19 protein-coding genes and 1 tRNA gene are annotated in these 20,796 nt (G+C 34.8%); 13 read left to right on the top strand and 7 right to left on the bottom strand.

From position 1 onward, the window contains the following. The first annotated feature begins 175 nt into the window (after positions 1-175). Positions 176-1,441: a putative DNA modification/repair radical SAM protein gene (locus tag A9G45_RS00625; protein ID WP_065566304.1), complete on the top strand. Its 1,266-nt coding sequence runs from the start codon at positions 176-178 to the stop codon at positions 1,439-1,441. A gap of 3 nt (positions 1,442-1,444) precedes the next feature. Further along, complete coding sequence (locus A9G45_RS00620; protein ID WP_065566298.1) at positions 1,445-2,254, top strand: TIGR03915 family putative DNA repair protein; 810 nt, start codon at positions 1,445-1,447, stop codon at positions 2,252-2,254. A gap of 56 nt (positions 2,255-2,310) precedes the next feature. On the opposite strand, the gene A9G45_RS00615 is transcribed toward A9G45_RS00620, so the two are convergent. Then, positions 2,311-3,069: an MlaA family lipoprotein gene (locus tag A9G45_RS00615; RefSeq protein WP_065566299.1), complete on the bottom strand. Its 759-nt coding sequence runs from the start codon at positions 3,067-3,069 to the stop codon at positions 2,311-2,313. 134 nt (positions 3,070-3,203) lie between these two features. Here A9G45_RS00615 and A9G45_RS00610 point away from each other — a divergent pair. From A9G45_RS00610 to tkt, 6 genes are all read left to right on the top strand, one after another. Then, positions 3,204-3,275: transfer RNA gene (locus A9G45_RS00610), tRNA-Arg, on the top strand. 1,068 nt (positions 3,276-4,343) lie between these two features. Then, a complete protein-coding gene (locus tag A9G45_RS00605; protein WP_081297763.1) occupies positions 4,344-4,586 on the top strand; it encodes a FeoA family protein in 243 nt (80 codons plus the stop codon). Next, positions 4,583-6,859 (top strand): Fe(2+) transporter permease subunit FeoB, encoded by a 2,277-nt coding sequence (feoB, locus tag A9G45_RS00600; protein ID WP_065567598.1) that lies wholly within the window; start codon positions 4,583-4,585, stop codon positions 6,857-6,859. Before A9G45_RS00605 ends, feoB begins: the two co-directional genes overlap by 4 nt. A 135-nt stretch (positions 6,860-6,994) precedes the next feature. After that, positions 6,995-7,225 carry a FeoC-like transcriptional regulator gene (locus A9G45_RS00595; RefSeq protein ID WP_065572345.1) on the top strand — a complete coding sequence of 77 codons (231 nt, stop codon included), beginning with the start codon at positions 6,995-6,997 and terminating at the stop codon, positions 7,223-7,225. A gap of 330 nt (positions 7,226-7,555) precedes the next feature. Then, positions 7,556-8,506 (top strand): transaldolase, encoded by a 951-nt coding sequence (gene tal / locus A9G45_RS00590; RefSeq protein WP_065567596.1) that lies wholly within the window; start codon positions 7,556-7,558, stop codon positions 8,504-8,506. Positions 8,507-8,644: 138 nt separating this feature from the next. Next, positions 8,645-10,651 carry a transketolase gene (tkt, locus tag A9G45_RS00585; protein ID WP_065567595.1) on the top strand — a complete coding sequence of 669 codons (2,007 nt, stop codon included), beginning with the start codon at positions 8,645-8,647 and terminating at the stop codon, positions 10,649-10,651. Between the two features lie 77 nt (positions 10,652-10,728). Here the strand turns inward: tkt and A9G45_RS00580 are convergent, their stop codons facing one another. From A9G45_RS00580 to A9G45_RS00570, 3 genes are all read right to left on the bottom strand, one after another. Beyond that, positions 10,729-12,132: a phosphoethanolamine transferase gene (locus tag A9G45_RS00580; RefSeq protein WP_176701635.1), complete on the bottom strand. Its 1,404-nt coding sequence runs from the start codon at positions 12,130-12,132 to the stop codon at positions 10,729-10,731. 1,013 nt (positions 12,133-13,145) lie between these two features. Beyond that, positions 13,146-13,475 carry a hypothetical protein gene (locus A9G45_RS00575; protein ID WP_065567593.1) on the bottom strand — a complete coding sequence of 110 codons (330 nt, stop codon included), beginning with the start codon at positions 13,473-13,475 and terminating at the stop codon, positions 13,146-13,148. 514 nt (positions 13,476-13,989) lie between these two features. Further along, the gene (locus A9G45_RS00570; RefSeq protein WP_065567592.1) at positions 13,990-14,565 is read right to left on the bottom strand and encodes a TetR/AcrR family transcriptional regulator; all 576 of its coding nucleotides are present in this window, start codon (positions 14,563-14,565) and stop codon (positions 13,990-13,992) included. 113 nt (positions 14,566-14,678) lie between these two features. Here A9G45_RS00570 and A9G45_RS00565 point away from each other — a divergent pair, with 113 nt between their 5' ends. Together A9G45_RS00565 and A9G45_RS00560 are read left to right on the top strand one after the other, a co-directional pair. Then, on the top strand, positions 14,679-15,215 hold the full coding sequence (locus A9G45_RS00565) for an HPP family protein (RefSeq protein ID WP_065567591.1): 537 nt from the start codon (positions 14,679-14,681) through the stop codon (positions 15,213-15,215). Positions 15,216-15,755: 540 nt separating this feature from the next. Continuing rightward, the gene (locus A9G45_RS00560; RefSeq protein WP_065567590.1) at positions 15,756-16,406 is read left to right on the top strand and encodes a DUF421 domain-containing protein; all 651 of its coding nucleotides are present in this window, start codon (positions 15,756-15,758) and stop codon (positions 16,404-16,406) included. Positions 16,407-16,474: 68 nt separating this feature from the next. Here the strand turns inward: A9G45_RS00560 and A9G45_RS00555 are convergent, their stop codons facing one another. Further along, positions 16,475-16,747, bottom strand: a complete 273-nt coding sequence (locus tag A9G45_RS00555; RefSeq protein WP_065567589.1) for a DksA/TraR family C4-type zinc finger protein — start codon at positions 16,745-16,747, stop codon at positions 16,475-16,477. Between the two features lie 155 nt (positions 16,748-16,902). Here A9G45_RS00555 and msrA point away from each other — a divergent pair, with 155 nt between their 5' ends. The 3 genes from msrA to msrB are packed head-to-tail and all read left to right on the top strand — an operon-like array spanning position 16,903 to position 18,467. Next, the gene (gene msrA / locus A9G45_RS00550) at positions 16,903-17,436 is read left to right on the top strand and encodes a peptide-methionine (S)-S-oxide reductase MsrA (protein ID WP_065567588.1); all 534 of its coding nucleotides are present in this window, start codon (positions 16,903-16,905) and stop codon (positions 17,434-17,436) included. Between the two features lie 15 nt (positions 17,437-17,451). Then, positions 17,452-17,973, top strand: coding sequence for a cytochrome b (locus A9G45_RS00545; RefSeq protein WP_065567587.1), 522 nt, complete (start codon positions 17,452-17,454; stop codon positions 17,971-17,973). Between the two features lie 53 nt (positions 17,974-18,026). After that, complete coding sequence (msrB, locus tag A9G45_RS00540) at positions 18,027-18,467, top strand: peptide-methionine (R)-S-oxide reductase MsrB (RefSeq protein WP_176701634.1); 441 nt, start codon at positions 18,027-18,029, stop codon at positions 18,465-18,467. 84 nt (positions 18,468-18,551) lie between these two features. Here the strand turns inward: msrB and lptG are convergent, their stop codons facing one another. Next, a complete protein-coding gene (lptG, locus tag A9G45_RS00535) occupies positions 18,552-19,616 on the bottom strand; it encodes an LPS export ABC transporter permease LptG (protein WP_065567586.1) in 1,065 nt (354 codons plus the stop codon). Between the two features lie 10 nt (positions 19,617-19,626). Further along, on the bottom strand, positions 19,627-20,730 hold the full coding sequence (lptF, locus tag A9G45_RS00530; RefSeq protein ID WP_065567585.1) for an LPS export ABC transporter permease LptF: 1,104 nt from the start codon (positions 20,728-20,730) through the stop codon (positions 19,627-19,629). Positions 20,731-20,796 lie beyond the last annotated feature (66 nt).

Below are 20,796 nucleotides of genomic sequence, written 5' to 3'. Positions count from 1 at the left end.
GTATCCTAATATCGCCTTAATTATTTATATAGGTAAAGCAATTACAATAAATTTACTGCTTAAAAAAATGATTAAAATAGTGAGTGATGACGGTTTTTGTCAGCAATATATACTTGCAAAAACTACTATGGTTACGATATACTGTATAAATAAACAGGTAAATATTAAGTTCAATATGACTGAAAAAATAATAACCAAACTGGAAATTTTAGCTGAATCGGCAAAATATGATATTTCTTGCTCGTCGAGTGGTGCATCAAGAAATAATAAAAATAAAGGCATAGGTAATGCATATAAATCTGGTATTTGCCATTCATTTACCGCTGATGGGCGATGTGTTTCTTTACTTAAAATTATGCTAACTAATTATTGCATGTTTGATTGCGCTTATTGCATTAACCGACAAAGTAACGATATTCCTAGAGCTGGTTTTACTCCGCGTGAATTGGCTAACCTCACCATTGAGTTTTATCGTCGTAATTATATTGAGGGTTTATTTATTAGTTCGGGCATAGTTAGAAGTCCCGATCATACCATGGAAAAAATGATTAGAGTGGTAAAAATTTTGCGCCATGAGCACGATTTTAATGGTTATATTCATATGAAGGCGATCCCTGGAGCAAGTAACGAGCTAATTAATCAAGCTGGCATATTAGTTGATAGGATGAGTGTTAATTTGGAAATTCCAACCGAAGAAAATCTTAAATTATTAGCACCTGATAAAGATCACCAAAGCATCTATCAGCCTATGCGTCAAATTCATCAAAATCTATTAGAAAATATTGAAGATCGCAAAAAATTTCGTGCCACACCCAAATTTGTGCCCGCCGGTCAAAGTACACAAGTTATTATTGGTGCAACAGATGAATCAGATAAACAGATATTACAATTAACGGCCAAACTTTACAAACGACCTAGTATGAAGCGGGTTTACTATTCGGGATTTATTCCTGTAAATGGTTACGATAAACGTTTACCTGTAGTGCAAGAGGTGCCAAGAGTGCGTGAAAACCGTTTATATCAAGCGGACTGGTTACTGCGTTTTTATAATTTTAATGTTGATGAAATTGTTAACGATCAATACCCCGATCTTGATTTGACTGTCGATCCTAAGCTATCTTGGGCCATCCGCAACCCACAATGCTTTCCAGTTGATGTTAACCGTGATAGCTACCAAAAAATTTTGCGGGTGCCAGGTATTGGTGTTAAATCGGCCAAGTTGATTGTGATGGCAAGGCGTCATCGAAAGCTTACTTTTGATGCGCTTAAGCGTATTGGCGTTGTTTTAAAGCGTGCGCAATTTTTTATTGTTTGTCATGAAATGAGGAAATTTAAGGTGCTTGATTCATCGGCCGAGTATATCCGACTCTCTTTGCAAGATCCCCCTTTGTTAGAGGCAAAGCAAGATAATATTCCACAGCAACTAGTCATGGGATGGTAGAGCATGTTAGCATTCTATTACGATAAAAGCTTTGAAGGATTATTATGTGCGGTATTTGAGGCTTTTAAGCTTAAAAAAATGCCTGAATGTTTGTTAGCTACAGAGCAGGTAGAGCCACTATTAGTATCTGACACACATCATGTCGAATTTGATAATGCCAAATATGAGCGTGTTCGAAAGGCATTAATTAACAAACTTAGTAAAGTTGCTCTACGCCATTTAATGTATGTTTGGTCATCTGAACTGCCCGAAAGTGATTTAATCGTTTTTCGCTATATTTGCAAGGTATTTAAATCATCTCAATCAATCGAAACCGATTTTGCCGATCAAGATGTGCTGGCGGTACATGATATCGCTAAAAAAGTTAGCCGAGAACGGCATCGTGTGATCCAATTTGTACGTTTTAGTGCTATAAATAATCCTGTTAAAGATGTGTTTAACGATAAAGAAGATAAAATCTATTTTTCAATCATTGCTCCTATATATAACGTATTGCCGTTGGTACTAAAGTTTTTTAAAGATCGTTTTGCTGATCAAAAGTGGGCTATTTATGATGAAAAGCGGGAATATGGTTATATTTATAATTTACATAGCATTGAACCCGTTTCGCTGACTGATAAAGATGATTTGATTATTAACAGTCAAGTGAATAAAAATTATCTAGCTAGGGATGAAGCATTATTTCAAACCATGTGGTTACGTTATTGTAATGCGTTAACTATCAAGGAACGAATCAACCCCAAATTACAAAGGCAACAAATGCCAAGTCGATTTTGGCATTATTTGCCAGAAATGAAACTCATGTTGAAATAAATCCTAAAACCAAAGGCCGCCAATAATTGACAGCCTTTAGTATAATTTAATAAAAATTATTGAGAATCAATATCGTTAATAAAATCATTAATAGATTCTTCGCGTTGTTGCTGTTTATTTTCGTCTACTTTACCACCAGAGGCTACAAAGTCATGACGTTGAAAGTAAGCATTGCGCATAAAGTTATAAGGGTCATCGCTATTTTTAATTAAATCTTCGTATTCAATCGCAACTGCACGAGCTTCAATACCGTCAAATACACCACGTACTAACGCCCATTGCCAATCTAACCAAACAAGTGGAGGATAAAGAGTATCAACCACGCTACCACCTTCGTTTCTTAACGTTGCGGAACCATAAAATGGTAATACAACATAAGGGCCATAAGGCACATCGTAATGACCTAAAACATCGCCAAAAGTTCGTTTTCCACCTTTTTGCAATTGTGGATCTGACATACTTGCAACATCCACCAAACCAGCAAAACCGAAAACCGTATTTAAGAAAAAGCGTGCTAAATGTGTTCCGGCTTTGTGAACATCGCCTTGTAATAAGTTGTTTGCCATTGAAGCAGGTTCGGAAAGATTAGATGAAAAGTTAACTACACCTGTACGAACAGGTGATGGAACGTAATCCTTCCAAGCAACTGCAGCTGGACGTAAGACATAAGGATCAAGCGCATAGTAGTTAACATTAAACATGGTTTTGTTAAAGCCAGATAATGGGTCACTATAGGAATTTGTTTCAGGTTGATAAGTGGCACAACTGGTAAGCGCCATCACAGAAAACATCATACCAACTATTCGTTTTTTCATAGTATCTTTAATTAAATTTAATGAGGTTAAATATAGTTCAATTGTATCATGATTACTTAGAATAAAAAAAATAAAAAATTTTTCGTTATTTAAATGGCATTATCTTTGCAAATTTATTAGAATAAGCCTCCTATGACCTCATAGTTAAATGGATATAACGAGCCCCTCCTAAGGGCTAGTTGCAGGTTCGATTCCTGCTGGGGTCAAAACCCGCCAAACAGACACAGCTTTACATTGATATCCGCAATAAACTTTGATGCTCACTATAAATCAATTAAGTCAATTTTGTTGTACAGTAAAATTTACGCCTTATCAAATCATCTAAAGCTTTATAACCCTTTTTTTGAGCTGTAAAATAAAACAAATAAAAACATTGTGTTAGTGATTTTCTGCAAAAAAGGGTTTTTGGAGACAAAAATCCTATTTGCCTTTTGGCAAACAAAGTTTATAGTATGTTTGTTTCTAGTTTAACGCCGTGTAGGCGGTTTAGAAAGCAATGACAACGGGAACCGCAGGATTAACAGGGTTTAACGCCGAGTAGGCAGTTTAGAAAATTGCGGTGGCTCGCACCTCCCAAAATTTATAGCTTAACGCCGTATAGGTGTTTATTTTATATAAAAATAATAGCTTAATGATTTATTATTAAAAATTTAATAAAGCAGTAAGCTGATATTTTACAACACTCGAAGATAATTATTGCTATTTATTCAGCGTTGAATAGTGTTGGCGCTCTAGGTTTGTAATTAGCAAATTTTATACTCAAACGCGCATCCACCTAAAAGTTTTTACATTGTGATTTATCGAGTTTTGATAGCGTTACATTTTTAATTACAAAATAACGCTAGCATTAATGTTGAAGATAAAGAAATAGTTAATATTACTCTAACAGTAGAGCTTTGTGCGTATTTTAATTATGTGGCAATGATCGTTCCTTAGAATAGTTCGTTCATTTTACAATTTTGTCTTAGATTGATGTAGGTTTACCACGAGTTTCCCAATTAAAAATTGCTAACCAGATAGTATTTATTGTTTTTAGTGGTAATTAATTTATTGTCTAAATAAAAGCTTAACTTCTTGGATTGATTTTTGATTATTAGATGCCATATGTTTTTATTATTTGAACTGTTTGGTTGTTTTTTCGCGTTTTATTTGTCATTGTTGCGAGTGATTCGCATTTTTATACTAAAAATAACTTTTCTTTTCTTTAAAATACGTGTTGTTAATTTAATGCTATTACTTTTTTATTAATACTGTCATCTTTTTTAGGAAAAATAATGTCATCTTTTACCCTTAACCAACTACCTTTAGGGCACGAGGCGGTTATTTCTAGATTATTGCCCGAATCGTTACCCTTTCGTCGAAAGTTACTTGCAATGGGTATTACACCGGGTTGTAAGGTTTTGGTTGTGCGTGTTGCGCCACTTGGTGATCCGATCGAGATCAAAATGCGTGGTTTTTTGCTTTGTTTACGTCGTAATGAAGCGAAAGCTATTGAAGTAATGGAGGTCGCTGCGTGAAGATAGCACTCATTGGTAATCCTAACTGCGGTAAGACTACGTTGTTCAACTTATTAACAGGCTCTAAACAGCGAGTAGGAAATTGGCCTGGCGTGACAGTGGAACGTAAAACGGGTATTTTTACTTATCATCATAGGCAATATGAGATTATCGATTTGCCTGGCACATATTCGATAGAGCCTGATCCACTCAGTGTTTCGCAAGATGAACTTATTGCTCGTCAATTTGTATTATCTGAAAGTGACAGTGTTATTATTAATATTATTGATGCAACAAATTTGCAACGTAGCCTTTATTTAACGTGTCAATTAATTGATTTACAAGTCCCCGTAATTGTTGTGTTAAATATGATGGATGCTATTAAAGCTATTGGCGAACAGATTAATGTTGATATGTTGTCTACACTACTTGGTTGTCCTGTTGTTGCGATATCTTCTACAAAAAAACAAGGTTTATCGCACTTTTATCAACAAATTGAAGCTATGTCGAAAAATCCACAAATTGCTCAGCCGTCGGTTGATCTACTTGGTGAAGAGCAGCAAACTGTTATTAATCGTTATGTTTGCGATCTACCCGAAGATAGCATTATACGCCAATTTAATCGCTGGCAATTGATGGATGTATTATTGGATGATTCGCGTTATAACTTGTCGCGATGTGAGAAAAAAATGTTAGTGGATTGTCGTTTAAAACTTGCACAATGGTGCGATAATGAAATTGATGTGGCACTGGCTAGCGCTCGTTATGATACGATTGATGCAATTTGTAAAAAGGTGATTGAGAAACCACGTGAGCTTAGTCATCGGTTTTCTGAAATACTTGATAATATTACCTTAGGACGCATTACTGGCATTCCATTCTTTTTGTTGGCTATGTATGCCATGTTTATGGTGGCGATTAATTTTGGGGCAGTATTTATTGATTTTTTTGATGTACTGTGTGGTACTGTTTTTGTTGATGGCACAACTGAATTACTTCATGCTATAAATGCACCAAATTGGCTTATCGCGATTTTTGCTAATGGCATTGGTCGAGGTGTTCAAACTGTTTCGACGTTTATTCCTGTTATTGGTGCCATGTTTTTTTGTTTATCTTTTTTGGAGGATTCAGGCTATTTAGCCAGAGCAGCAATGGTCATTGACCGATTGATGCGATCTATTGGTTTACCAGGTAAGGCATTTGTGCCAATGCTAGTTGGTTTTGGTTGTGGGGTGCCAGCTATTATGGGTACACGAACGCTAGAGAGCACTCGTGATCGTATTATGTCGATTTGTATGATCCCTTTTATGTCGTGTGGGGCAAGATTGCCTGTGTATGCGTTGTTTGCTGTGATATTTTTCCCTAAGAATGCTTCGATAGTGGTGTTTACTTTATATTTGATCGGCATTGCTGTGGCTATGCTAACAGGGTTTGTGCTTAAATTTACGCTATTAAAAGGTTCATTAACGCCGTTTATTATGGAAATGCCTGTCTATCGTATTCCGACTTTAAGTAGCTTATTTAGTTTGACGTGGCAACGGTTAAAGTCATTTATATTTAGAGCAGGTAAAGCTATTGTATTAATGGTAACGGTACTAAGCTTACTTAATTCGTGGGGAAGCAATGGATCGTTTAGGGCTGAAAGCTCACAAGACACTATGCTTTCAGTGATTAGCCAAGAGATCACTCCAGCATTTGCACCAATGGGCATTACCAACAATAATTGGCCTGCAACAGTGGGTATTTTTACTGGTATTTTCGCTAAGGAATCGGTAATTGCAACATTAAATTCACTTTATTCTATGAATGATAATAACGAACAAGCTGATCCATTCAGTTTGTCACAAGGCGTTTTAAAAGCATTAGCTACCATTCCCCAAAATTTGCAGACCTTGTCTGATGCGGTCTTAGATCCATTAGGGCTCACTGCTATTTCGCAAGATATTGATTCGTTAAAAGTTGATTTAGAGGTAGATTCGGCGACGGTTTCACAAATTAAAATGGCTTTTGGTTCGCCTTCTGCCGCTATGAGCTATTTGATCTTTATTTTACTTTATACTCCTTGTGCCGCAGCGTTAGGGGCTGTATATCGTGAGGCTGGCTCAAAATGGATGATATTTGTGGCAATTTGGACTTTTACTATTGCGTGGCTAGCAGCAACAATTTATTACCAATGTACTTTGCTTGGACATTCGGCTGTAGCTACTTGGTGGCTCTTAGGATGCTGTATCTTTATTGTTGTGGCTTTGCTGTTTATGCGTTTTTTAGGTCGATATTCAACTTTAAATCAATAAGTTGAACTCAGTTTATGAAATCGTTGAAAATTATTGTATTGTCATTAAATAAATGGCGGGTTAATTTGTAAAAATAATAATAATAGAGGAGCGATTTGCAGGGCTCTCCCTGTAAATCATATTAATGTTATGTTAATGACGTCAATTCGTGATTATGTGCAATTAAAAGGCCGTGCATCATTGCAAGATATTGCAAGGCACTTTCGTTTACCTGAAAGTGCCACCGAGCAGATGTTACGGTTTTGGATAAAAAAAGGAATGATTAAATTAATCGTGCAAAATCAATCACTTCCTTGTCAAGCAGATAAATGCCATTCTTGCTCAAGTTGTAATTTAACAAATCATATTGAATATACTTGGGGGTAATCAAATGCATTTGTTAGATTTGTCTGACTATTTTAGTATTCATTAGTTTTTATTTTTATTGGTAGATTAATACAAATTAATAGAGATTTGATTTTGTGATTTAGTTCTCATAATTGAAATTATTTGTACGGTAAAAATAGCAAATATAACTAATAAAAATAAGTGAATTTATCTTGGTAAAGCTTGATAATAACGTCTTATTTACAGTTTGAGCTGTTTGTTTTTGCCAACAATATAATGAAATCATCGTCCGATGACAAAGTCGTTTTATTATCGAATAAATGTTATTATACTTTCATTATAGTAAAGCGCTGTATGAGGATAAAAAATATGAATCAATTAGATGAATTTAAAAAACTAACAGTAGTTGTAGCCGATACAGGTGATATCGATTCGATTAAACAATTTTCGCCTGAAGATGCAACAACTAACCCCTCTCTTGTTTTAAAGGCGGCACAGCTTCCTCAATATCGGTATTTGATTGATTCTGCGATTGAAACAGCTAAAAAATTAGGTGGTAGCAAAGAACAGCAATTGATTAATGCTTGCGATCAAGTGGCAGTCAATATCGGTGCTGAAATTTTAAAATCAGTGCCAGGACGCATTTCGACCGAAGTCGATGCTCGTTTGTCTTTTGATAAACAAGCGTGTATTGAAAAAGCTCGTAAAATCATTGCGCTTTATAAAGAAAAGGGCATTGATAAGTCACGCATTTTAATTAAAATTGCATCAACGTGGGAAGGTATTAAAGCGGCTGAAGTGCTCGAAAAAGAAGGCATCAACTGTAATCTAACTTTATTGTTTTCATTTGCACAGGCACGAGCTTGTGCTGAAGTAAATGTCTTTTTAATTTCGCCTTTTGTTGGGCGTATTTATGATTGGTATCAAGCTAAAAAACCTATTGATCCTTACAATGCGGATGAAGATCCAGGCGTTATTTCTGTTCGTAATATCTTTAATTACTATAAACAGCATGGTTATAAAACCATTGTAATGGGTGCGAGCTTCCGTAAAGTCGATCAGATTTTAGCGTTAGCTGGTTGTGATAGATTGACTATTGCACCTAACTTACTTGCTGAAATGCAACAATCAAATGCTACTGTTGTTCAAAAACTTAATCCAAATCAACCTGTAGTTGCTCGACCAGAGCCAATGACTGAAGCCGAATTTAGATGGCAACATAATAGCGATGCTATGGCAGTTGAAAAGCTAGCCGAAGGAATCCGTGCTTTTGCCATAGACCAAGGCAAATTAGAAGATATGATTGGAGCATTATTATAATCATTTTGAGCACTAGGGGAGTTAACTCCCCATCTTTACACTATTTTGTTTTGTTAATTTGACTAACGATTTCGCAAGTAATTTTACCTTGCATATATTAACAATTTTTAACTCAAAAATTTTTTTGGAGATTACAACATGAATGCAACCTCACTATCTCACCGCGAACTGGCGAATGCGATAAGGGCATTAAGCATGGATGGCGTGCAAAAAGCAAAATCAGGCCATCCTGGAGCACCTATGGGTATGGCGGATATGGCTGAAGTCCTTTGGCGTGGTTTTTTAAAGCATAATCCAACTAATCCAAAATGGGCTGATCGCGATCGTTTTGTTTTATCAAATGGTCATGCGTCTATGTTGATCTACAGTTTATTGCATCTAACAGGTTATGCGGTGACAATTGATGATCTTAAAAATTTTCGTCAGTTGCATTCAAAAACAGCAGGTCACCCTGAATATGGTTATGTGCCAGGCGTTGAAACGACCACAGGTCCACTAGGGCAAGGTATTGCTAATGCCGTTGGTATGGCTATTGCCGAAAGAACCTTAGCTGCGCAATTTAATAAGCCCGATCACACTATTGTTGATCACCATACTTATGTGTTTATGGGCGATGGTTGTATGATGGAAGGTATCTCGCATGAAGTATGTTCGTTGGCTGGTACTCTTAAATTAGGAAAACTCATTGCATTTTACGATGATAATGGCATTTCAATTGATGGAGAAGTTGAAGGCTGGTTTACTGATGATACAGCTAAACGTTTTGAGGCTTATGGTTGGCATGTGATTAGTGGTATAGATGGTCATGATGCCAAAGCGCTAAAACAAGCCATTGAGCAAGCGCAAGCAGTAACTGATAAACCGTCATTATTAATGTGTAAAACCGTTATCGGATTTGGTTCGCCAAATAAAGCGGGTAGTCATGAAAGCCATGGTGCGCCATTAGGTGATGCCGAAATTGAAGCAACACGTAAAGCACTTGGCTGGGATTTCCCTGCTTTTGAAATTCCTAAGACTTATTATGATGCTTGGGATGCTAAAGATAAAGGTAAGCAGTGTGAAGATGAATGGAATGCCCGTTTTGATGCGTATGCAAAAGCTTATCCTGAATTAGCCAAAGAATTTACACGCCGTGTTAATGGTGATTTGCCTGAAAATTGGTTACAAATTGCTAACGATGTGGTGAATAAATTACAAGCTAATCCTGCAACGATTGCAACACGTAAAGCATCGCAAAATGCCATTGAAGCCTTTGCACCTGCTTTACCTGAGTTTTTAGGTGGTTCAGCTGATTTAGCGCCAAGTAACTTAACTATGTGGTCAGGATCAAAAGAAATTTTAGCTAATCCTAGTGGTAATTATATCCATTATGGTGTGCGCGAGTTTGGTATGTCCGCTATCATGAATGGTATTGCATTGCATGGCGGGTTTATTCCATATGGTGCGACTTTCTTAATGTTTATGGAATATGCACGTAATGCGATTCGCATGGCTGCGCTAATGAAAATTCGGTCATTATTTGTTTATACTCATGATTCAATTGGTTTGGGTGAAGACGGGCCAACGCATCAACCTGTTGAACAAATGGCTAGCTTACGTGTTACGCCAAATGTTAGCACATGGCGCCCGTGTGACCAAGTAGAGTCAGCGATTGCATGGCAATATGGTATTGAGCGCAAAGAAGGACCGACAGCATTAATCTTTTCAAGACAAAACCTAAAACAGCAAGAGCGTACAGCTGAACAACTAGCTAATGTTTATCGTGGTGGTTATATCCTAAATGATTGCACGGGCGTACCAGAATTGATTATTATTGCTACTGGTTCGGAAGTAGAGCTTGCTGTTGAAGCGTATCAACAACTGACCCAAGCAGGAAAGAGAGTACGTGTGGTATCAATGCCATCAACTGACGCATTTGATAAACAAGATAGTGCTTATAAAGAGTCAGTACTGCCATCATCAGTGACAGCTCGTCTTGCTATTGAAGCGGGTATTAGTGATTTTTGGTATAAATACGTTGGGTTAAATGGCAAAGTTATTGGCATGACAACTTTTGGTGAATCAGGACCGGCTGATCAACTGTTTAAAGAATTTGGCTTTACTGTTGAAAACGTACTTACACAAGCAAAAAGTTTGCTGAATTAGGTAACAATTAGCACTCTCAGTAATGCACTAAAAAACGCCATCATTTAGATTTGTTGATGGCGTATTCAAAACTAGTATCAATTAAAAGGATTTGGGTCTTCTTTTAATTGATCAAACTGAAATAGTTTATTGGTTTTCCAGTCTTTTATTTGTATTTGCGTTTGTTCTGGTATGTCTGTTAATTCATTTAGCATATAATCATGTCGTACATCTAATTTAATTCCCAACCAATTGCTTAATAAATAAACAAGTTGTAATCCAGATATTTGTTTATTAATTTTTTGTTGAGGTTTGTTATCTGAATCAAAAAAGATAAAAGGAATTCGATAGCTATCTTTATATTCGGCATTGTGTCTTAAGTCATTATATTGGTCGGTATGAGCAAGCCCATGATCTGCAAAGTAAACAACAGAATAATCTTGATTATGTTTTTTTAACATACCAATAGTTTGAGCAATAAGGTCATCTGTTTCTTTGATACTACTTGCATAACAAGAAAGATTTTTATTATTAAGATTAAACTGTACATCAAATTCTAATCGTTTACAAAAGTGAGGATGCGAACCTATAAGATGCATAATAATAAGTTTTGGTTTATTTCCTTCTTTTAGTAAAATATTATTTAATTCTGGTAATAATAATGTGTCATATTTCCCTCTTGATGATTTGCCATTATACTCGCCTTTTTTAGTATAAAAAGCATGCTGAGCATACGAGGCAATTCTTGGTACTGTAATCTCAATTTTTCCTAATTTTCCTTGATTTGATAGCCAATAAGTTTCAAATTTTGCATCATTAGCAATACTAACAATATTATTATTTAATTGTGCATGAACTTCTTTGCCATTTGGAAAAACAGATTGACTAATTATATGCGGAATGGATGATTGAGTATTTGGCGCTGGTGCAATAAGTCCATCCCAAATAATGCTGGCATGATTTCGAGCAAATGGTGTATTGTCATATTTAAATCCATAAGCACTCATATAGTCCTTTCGAACGCTTTCGCCAATAATAATAATATAGGTTTTATGCTTTGGATTAACCGATATAATTGGAATGCTATTGGTTTGTTCAATCTGTTTAATTTGCTGCTGTTTCTCTGTTAAATATAGTTTTCCGCTTTCATAGAATGCAATACAAAATTCTAAAATAGGATATTTAGTATTGCTAAAAATAGAGTAAATTGTTGAATTGAAAGTATCGGGATGATATTTAATAGTTACTTTTATTGGTTTATGGAAGCATAGCCCTAATATGAAAATAATCAAATAGCGATTATTTACTTTTGGAAACGGAAATTTTTTAAATAAGAAAATAAAAAATAGTATCAAGATTGTAGGAATAAAATAAAAATAAATAGGTAGTTGTGAACAAAATTCTGATATTTCATCAAAGTCTGTTTCTGCGATAGAGCTAATTACGGCAACATTCGGCGGGCCATAATAAAATCCTACAGGTAGATAAAGAGCAGCTATCACAAACCAAATGCAAAAAAAAACGCGAAAAAAAGTAAGTCTAGCTAAAAAGATCAGAGAAAAATATGTTAGAAATATACGATCAAAACGTTGCGGAAGTCCTAACAAATAAACAAGCAGAATGGAAAGACAAAGGCACATTCCATGTAAAAATAAGGTTTCTTTTTTTATCACTATTGTAACTGTATTAATTATTGGTAATTTTTGAGTCTGGTAATTATATATTTATTAGTTTGTTAAGCAATCCTTGATGTATAATTCACTCGCATTATTTACAGTATTAAGAAAAATTATTGTAATAAATATGTATAAAAAAAATATTAATTGTTTGTTATTGAGAAACGATTTAGCGTTTATACAATAAAACAAAAATCACAGTCACTAACTTAGCATTGATATTTAATGCCAGTTGTCCCACTATTTATAAAGCATTAAAACTCTACTGTCACAAGCTTTTTAAATACAATTAGGTTCAAGTGAACGTTATAAAATAACAAAATATGGGCTTAAAAGGCAGGTTAAAGTTGAGAAAACGATAACAGATCGTCTAAATTCGGCTCAGTCAACTTTTTACAGTATGATGTGTTAGCACAAATATCTTATACTATTAACGATATTTGCTCAGGTAACGGCGCCGAATACAAAGGAACTATTGGGCATGATTTTGTTAAGTTTTGCCAAGACAATAAAATCAATTAAAAGTTAACTAAAATTGCCCATCCTCAAACTAATGGTAAAGCTGAGCGAGTGATAAGTTTATTAATGGAAATTTGGTATGAACAAGAAGTATTGGTCGATGTAATTGCCAACAAGCCAAATTTTGTCATTTTATTAACTTTTACAATACATTTAAACTACATAAAGGCTTAAATGGTGCTACACCTTATGAGATGCTTGAATTTTATTTTAACAAAAATGTGTAAACAAGCAGAGGAGATCCTACAACCATTAAATGATATCGATTTCTAAATATTTTTTACAACTATCGCACAATAAATTTATATAAGCTTTTTTCATTAGGTTAAGGTATTCGACATTTCTTTTAAAAATATATTTGAATATGAGCTTAAGTTATCTTGGTTTTTCCCAAATGGATGCCTTTTTCCTAATTTAATTAACCAGCGACTAAATTGATTTAAATAGGCTTTATTATCAGCATTAACTTCAAATATTGCCGAATCACAATAAGATTCGACTAATAAATCTAGCAATTGTAAAAAATCCTCATCATTTTTTAATATTTCTTCAGTTTTTAGTAGTTGAAGAGAATTCATCAAATTTATTATTTCAGGTAACGTTAAAATAGTTGGGCCATTTCTTATATTAGTCAATATTTCTTGAATCATTTTTATTTACCTAAAATTAACATGTAGAATTTATTAAAATATATAATAACTCATGCTTACTGTTTTAAATTCACATTTTCAGCGAGTTGTGTAGAAATTTTTATCAAAAAACATGATACGGATGATAACAGGTAATCATTACCTGTTTGCCCAAATAGGTGCTTAAATATGGAGTGATTACGTTCTTTCGCATTTGAGTGCCCGTAGTGATCATTATATTATTGTGCTTATTCTTAACCCTTGAGCACTTAATCCCTAAGCGATAGCTAAAACTATGGGGCTAATTAAGGCTAATTGCCCAAAAAGATAGCTCATGCAAGGTGGCTCAGTAAGATTAACGTTGGTGATGATCAAGCGCTTTAATGAGTAAAAAAACACAAAAGCGCTTCTATAAAAGCAAAAAACGAATTTATATTGAAACACGACCTACCTGAAAGTTTTTGATAAAATTCCTAATTATAATCAATACAAATTCATTACTTTTTCTAGATACTTAATAATGCATTATTTTTAATTAATCTTTCTTAAATACTAAGGCGTTATTTAGTAATTCTAGCACGAGGTTAAGCGTGTCTTGTAGAATTTGTTGATGCAGGTTTGGCTTATTTTTGTATACCACACTAATATTGGCAAGCCCTTCAAGTATTACCATTAGTTTATTTGTTAAAGATGCCTTATTGGGGTAATTTTCAAGCTTATAAAAAATAAGATTTCGAATAAATTCTTTATGTTCTACTACAATATTAGATATGCATGATGAATCTTCTGGTATTTCTTCCATTGCACGGATAAACAAGCAGCCGTTAAAGTTTTCTTCGCAATACCACTTTTCATGCCATTCAAAAATCTTCATAATAGCTTCTGTTCCATTAAGGTTTAAGATAGCTTCGTTAAGTTTTGCTTTAAACCTCAAATCTCTTTGCTTTAATACTTCAAGTATCAATTTATCTTTACTGCCAAAATTATTGTATAAGGTTGTTTTAGAGCATCCTGATTTATCTCTTATCTCATCGACGCCAGCATTAGCAAAACCACTTCGATAAAACAGCGCTTCAGCCGTTTCCATTATTCGTTTGTATGTTTTTTTCAAAATAAATTACCTGAAATAAATTGCAAGGTGTACTGATCTGTACTACTATTAATTTTGTACAGATCGGTACAGTTTTATTTAATCATTATTATAACCAAACAGGACAATAGCGAATGAAATTCTTTTTTTTCGATGGCGAAAAACTACCAAGTAGACCCAAATTACTGGACTTAACACAGGGGTTGTTAGGTGGCTTTTTGGCAATTTTAACATTAGTATATTTGACAATATACTCTGGTAGCTATTTTATAATGGCTCCGTTTGGCGCTTCTTGTGTAATTTTATTTGCAGTTTCTCAATCTCCTTTGGCGCAGCCTAGAAATGTGATCTTTGGGCATCTTATCTCAGCGTTTATTGGGTTGCTGTTTTTAAAGTTGCTTGGTGATTCAGTATTCGTTATCGCTTTCTCTGTGGGATGTGCTATTGCTGCTATGCAGTTTTTGCGATGCGTGCATCCACCAGCAGGCGCTAATCCGCTAGTTATATTGTTAACAGCAAATCAAGTTAATTATGATTTTAGTTTTTTGCTGTTTCCCGTGTTATCAGGCTCTATCGCATTAGTTATCATTGCGTACATTGTCAATAATCTTATCGGAAAAAGCAAGTGGCCAATCTATTGGTTTGCGCTCTTTCGTAATAAAAAATTATAGATAAATTTCCAATAAAAACGCGACTAATATTATTTTTATTGGAAATAATATAATTGTTTTTTCTCAAACCTGCTTGCAAATGGATGCAAAGATTTACAGTTAATATTGCAGTTAATTTAACGGTTAAGATTCTAAAGGAAGGTAATACGATAGTCGTTGTTGCTTTAGTGTATTGAGTAATAATCTAAAGCAATTTCGAGTTGGTTTTATGTCATCATTAATGGTATTTTATCACCACAATCATTATTGTTTTTCATTGTTGTAATTTTTAACTAATATTGCATAATAGAAATAAGTTATCACAATCAAAGCAATAATCTTATAAATTATTTAAATTTTAGAGTACAATTATAGTTACTTATCTTAATGATCATGTCTTATTTTGGTTTTTGCTCATAAAATAAATGTGAGTTGATTGTCAATTACACAAAAGTTACACCGATTTTTATATAAATTGTTACCTGTTCCAATTTGGAAGTTTTGTTCAATTCTGTATTTGGAATTATAGTTCAACATATTATGTTAGCTGGGAGAAAGGAAATGTATTTATTAGAAATGGCACCAAAATTTTTGTTAGCACTAGTTATTTTACTTATTTACGTCAAGTTATCAGGTAAAAGTCAAATTGCACCAATGTCACAGCTTGATCAGGTCGGTAGTATGGTTATTGGTGCGCTCGTTGGGGGAGCGTTGCTGAGCCCAACGGTATCACCATGGGAGGCAGCGGGGTTAGTTGCTATTTGGGCTGGCTTGCTTGTTTTGATCCGATTTATCAAATCTAAAAATTCACGTCTACGAGATGCTATAGATGGTGAGCCTATTCAATTAGTTAAAAATGGTCATTTAATCACAGATAATTTTGTTAAAGCTAATTTGCCAGTAAGAGATTTTGAAACCTTAGTTAATATACAAGGCATAGCTTCGTTTGATGAGTTAAAAGAAGTTTGGTACGAGTTAAACGGTTCTTTAACCATTATCAAACAAGGTGATAAAGATATTGCCCTGCTTATTATTGAAAATGGCGGTATTAGTCATGATAATCTTGAGCAACTCAAAAAAGATGAAGATTGGGTTAAACGTGAAATTTCAAGGCAAGGATATGAAAAAATAGAAGATATTTTTTGTGCTGAGTGGTTTGATAATAAGTTAATTATTTATCCTTATGATGCAGTTCGTGAAGGTAAAAAATAAACATTACTTGTATTTTAGGGTGGCGCAATCCACCCTTTCTTGCTGATTTATTTTGGCTTTTGTTGTGATTAGCGCAGTTGACTATCTTTACTGCCTCGGCGATTATATAAACTTGATGCTTTAGCTATCCGCTTGTCGATTTCTTGTTGGCAAGACAAACAATATTGTACGCCGGGTAATGCTATTTTTCTGGCTTCAGCGATAGGGTCGCCACACTCAATGCAAAAGTGAGCGCTAATTGTACCGTAATTGAGTTGTCGCCTTGCGTTTTCTATAGCATCGGCAATAGTACCTTCGATTTGTTGGTTAACCGCATCGTCAGATGCCCATCCACTTGCCATAAAAGTAGCCTCCTATAACTGAAATAGTAGGGTAATGATATGGTGTTTTTTTGGGCTGTTTCAAGTAATTTAGGGCGTTAATTACCCAAAAATTATGTTATTGACTACAGCGGTGCGCGTATTTAATTTAACATTATCAAAATGTGGAGGTTTTTATGCAACAATATGAACAAGCAACATTTGCTGGTGGTTGTTTTTGGTGTATGGTAAAACCCTTTGATAAGTATGAGGGCGTGATCAATGTTGTATCGGGTTATACAGGTGGGCATGTAATTAATCCAACCTATCAACAAGTCTGTTCAGGCACAACAGGGCATACTGAAGCCGTGCAAATTACGTTTGATCCGAAAGTTATCAGCTATAAAAAATTGCTAGAAATTTTTTGGCAACAAATTGATCCCACTGATTCTCAGGGACAATTTGCCGATCGGGGCGATTCTTATCGTCCTGTAATTTTTTATCATAATGAATATCAACATAAACAAGCGCTGGCCTCTAAACAAGCATTACAAGCCAGCGGGAAGTTTGATAAACCAATTGGTGTTGCCATCGAGCCTGCTGTGAGTTTTTATGTAGCTGAAGACTATCACCAAAATTATTACACTAAACAACCGCAACGCTATAACCAATACTATCAACTATCAGGGCGCTCTCATTTTTTGGCTCAGCATTGGCAAAAACACAAATAAAAGGATGAGTTAATAATGCAAAATTATCCGCACTATGGCCGTAAACAAAAATGGGTTCATTGGCTAACTTTTACCTTGGTTTTGCTCACGTTTTTAGTGGTTATATTTAAGGGGGGATTGTCAAACTATTTGGGGGGTATGCCGGTTATTTACTTATTGCATAAATCTTTGGGTATATTGATTTTTGTCTTAACATTGTGGCGCTTTGTGTTAATAAAGCGCGATGATGTACCAGATGTTTTATCCAAAGATCATAAATTACAGCGAGTTTTGTCAAAATCAACGCAAGGATTTATCTACATTTTATTGATTATTGTGCCACTCTCTGGTTACTTGATGAGTCGTCATCCGTTGAATTTTTTGGGTATCATCTCTATACCTGCTGTTGATTTGCCAAATCAGGCTTATCAAATATTTCATAGCGTTCATCAAGCCAGTTCATATTTACTTGGTATTTTACTTATCATACATATAGCTGGCGCTTTATATCATTATTTTGTAATTAAAGATAAAGTATTGCAATCGATGTTAAACTGATGTTAACCGACATTAATTAAAACAAGTAACTTTAAACTACGAGAAGGTGATTTATGAATAAAAACATGAAAGAAAAAGCGCTATCCATATTAACACCTATGCAATATTATGTTACCCAACAAAATGGTACAGAGCCACCGTTTGATAATGAATTTAATGCCAATCATCGTGAAGGATTATATGTCGATATAGTATCTGGTGAACCACTATTTACCTCGTTAGATAAATTTGATTCAGGCTGTGGCTGGCCTAGCTTTGCTAAGCCAATAGATAAGAGTCGTATTATTGAAAAAAAAGATACCAGTTTTGCTATGCGTCGCACCGAAGTGCGATCAGCGAATGCCGACTCTCATCTTGGACATGTTTTTACTGATGGTCCAAAAGAGCTAGGTGGGTTACGCTACTGTATTAATTCGGCTGCTTTACGATTTATACCTAAAGATGAATTAGCCTATGCTGGTTATGAGCAGTACATAAAGCTATTTGATAAATAATAAATAACAGTCGGTAAATAGAACTTATAAAATAACAACCCTATCATCTAACAAGATGATAGGGTTGATAAAATCTTTACAAGCTTAGTTGTTTCGTTTAAATAAAATATAACTAATTAACAAAAATACAACACTGGTTATCAACGATCCAACGATGGGATAAATTCCAATAACAATACTCACTTGTGCAAATAAATTATCAGCAATATAAAATAAGAAACCGAAGCTAATACCAATTACTATACGAATGCCCATCGATACGCTACGTAATGGACCAAAAATAAATGACAATGCGAGCAACATCATCACAGCAACAGAAACGGGTTTGATAATCTTTTTCCAAAATAGCAAATCATAATACTTGGTATCTTGCCCTGAGCTTTTAAGAAATTGCGAATATTGATAAAGTCCAGAAGCTGACAATGAGTCAGGATCAAATGCGACAATACTTAATTTATCTGGGGTAATGTTTGTTTTCCAAGGGATGGATACCATATTGACTCCTACCACTTTATTGAGCACTGTTAGATCATTTTTTTCGACTTGCGATAAAGTCCAACTGTCATTTTCATATACTCCATAAGCAGCATGGGTAATGGATAGCAATTTATTTTGATCAACCGAATAAATATAAACATTAGATATTGAATTATCGTTATTCACCTGTCCAATAAACACATAATCATTACCGTCTTTAGCCCAAAGGCTGCCTTGCTGTGCCATTAAGGTATTACCATAAAGCTTTTCAGAGCGCATATTGCGTGCAGTCTGCTCGCTAATAGGAGCAATCCATTCTCCAACTGCCATTGTAATTAATACGAGTGGTAATGCTGTTTTCATAACCGCAAGGGCAATTTTGAAACGACTAAAGCCTGACGTTTCCATCACAATTAGTTCACTGCGTGATGCCAATAAGCCTAAACCAATTAAAGCCCCCAATAATGCAGCCATAGGAAAGAAAACTTCTAAGTCTTTTGGCGCCATTAAAAAGGTATAAACACCAACAGAAAACGCATCATAATCAACTTTTATTTTTCGAAGTTGATCTATAAAACGGATAATACCCGACAGACTAATCAGCAGAAAAAGGCTAACACCAATGGTACTTAAAATAGTTTTACCAATATAACGATCTAAAATCGAAAACACACTTTTCTCCTTAAGATGCCGAATATTTCAAGCGAAGTTTACGCATAAATAGATTATCCCAACAATTTAAAATGAGTGCCAATACAAAATATCCTAAGTTCAACATATAAAACCACAATTCAGGATCTAATCGACCTTTCCCTGCATTAGCCTTAATTGAACTAGCTGACAAAAAGTAAACCAAATAAAGCAGTAACGCTGGAAAAACTTGAGCTAGGCGCCCTTGGCGTGGGTTAGATACGCTCAGAGGAATAACCAAAAATGCCATCAAAGGCACCGAAATAATCAATGTTATTCGCCAATAAAATTCTGCATTGGCTTTAGGGGTATTAAGGTTCGTAAGTTCAGGCAATCCCAACTGTTGAACATTGGTTTTATCGACCTCTTCAGTAATATTGAGTTCTTTGGGTTTAATGATACCTAAATAATTATGAAAGTTTGAGATCCGAAAATCTTTTAATTGCGCTGTACCTTCATAACGGTTGGCATTTTCAAGCTTAATGATTTGATTGCCTTCATCATCATGGCCTGTTTTCCCCTTATTGGCAAGAATGATCGATGGTCGTTGATTGGCTTTGGGATTGATTTGCGCAATAAATACGTTTTCTAGGTTATTATTATCAACATTACCAATATAAATCACTGAATTACCATCTGGCGTTTGTTGAAATTGCCCCGCTAATAACCCCGCTAAACTCGGGTTTATTTTCGCATTTGCAAGTAGCTGATCTTGCTTAACGTTAGACCAAGGACCAAACCAAAGTGCATTCAGCGCTGTCAATATGCAGGTTAGAATGCAGAGAAAAAGCACCACTTGATAAGTTAAATTCTTTTTAATGCCACAAGCATACATAGCGACCATTTCACTGTCAGAATAAAGTCGCCCAAAGACCACAAGTACGCCTAAAAAAAGACTTAGCGGTAAAATAAGATCAGCCATATTTGACACGCCCAAAACTAATAATGGCATAATTAATTCTCGGGGGATTGAACCATCAATAGCGCTTGACAAAATTCTGATTAATTTTTGAGAAAAGAAAATCAGCAATAAAATAAATAGAATTGCTCCTTGGGTTTTCAATGTCTCTTTAACTAAATATCGACGAATTATCACAACTTACCTATATATGTTGGCATAAAATCTGACTATTATAATCTGATTTGAGCGCTTTTAGTTATC

This window comes from Gilliamella sp. HK2 (assembly GCF_001690265.1).
Lineage (GTDB): Bacteria > Pseudomonadota > Gammaproteobacteria > Enterobacterales > Orbaceae > Gilliamella > Gilliamella apicola_C.
This window is presented reverse-complemented; position numbering and strand designations above follow the sequence as displayed.

Excerpts from the sequence above, each read along its gene's own strand:
- msrB (WP_176701634.1), top strand. The coding sequence starts at position 18,027 with ATGAATAAAAACATGAAAGAAAAAGCGCTATCCATATTAACACCTATG.
- msrA (WP_065567588.1), top strand. The coding sequence starts at position 16,903 with ATGCAACAATATGAACAAGCAACATTTGCTGGTGGTTGTTTTTGGTGT.
- A9G45_RS00560 (WP_065567590.1), top strand. The coding sequence starts at position 15,756 with ATGTATTTATTAGAAATGGCACCAAAATTTTTGTTAGCACTAGTTATT.
- tal (WP_065567596.1), top strand. The coding sequence starts at position 7,556 with ATGAATCAATTAGATGAATTTAAAAAACTAACAGTAGTTGTAGCCGAT.
- A9G45_RS00620 (WP_065566298.1), top strand. The coding sequence starts at position 1,445 with ATGTTAGCATTCTATTACGATAAAAGCTTTGAAGGATTATTATGTGCG.
- A9G45_RS00595 (WP_065572345.1), top strand. The coding sequence starts at position 6,995 with ATGACGTCAATTCGTGATTATGTGCAATTAAAAGGCCGTGCATCATTG.
- A9G45_RS00555 (WP_065567589.1), bottom strand. The coding sequence starts at position 16,747 with ATGGCAAGTGGATGGGCATCTGACGATGCGGTTAACCAACAAATCGAA.
- A9G45_RS00625 (WP_065566304.1), top strand. The coding sequence starts at position 176 with ATGACTGAAAAAATAATAACCAAACTGGAAATTTTAGCTGAATCGGCA.
- A9G45_RS00575 (WP_065567593.1), bottom strand. The coding sequence starts at position 13,475 with ATGATTCAAGAAATATTGACTAATATAAGAAATGGCCCAACTATTTTA.
- tkt (WP_065567595.1), top strand. The coding sequence starts at position 8,645 with ATGAATGCAACCTCACTATCTCACCGCGAACTGGCGAATGCGATAAGG.
- A9G45_RS00545 (WP_065567587.1), top strand. The coding sequence starts at position 17,452 with ATGCAAAATTATCCGCACTATGGCCGTAAACAAAAATGGGTTCATTGG.
- A9G45_RS00615 (WP_065566299.1), bottom strand. The coding sequence starts at position 3,069 with ATGAAAAAACGAATAGTTGGTATGATGTTTTCTGTGATGGCGCTTACC.
- A9G45_RS00565 (WP_065567591.1), top strand. The coding sequence starts at position 14,679 with ATGAAATTCTTTTTTTTCGATGGCGAAAAACTACCAAGTAGACCCAAA.
- A9G45_RS00605 (WP_081297763.1), top strand. The coding sequence starts at position 4,344 with ATGTCATCTTTTACCCTTAACCAACTACCTTTAGGGCACGAGGCGGTT.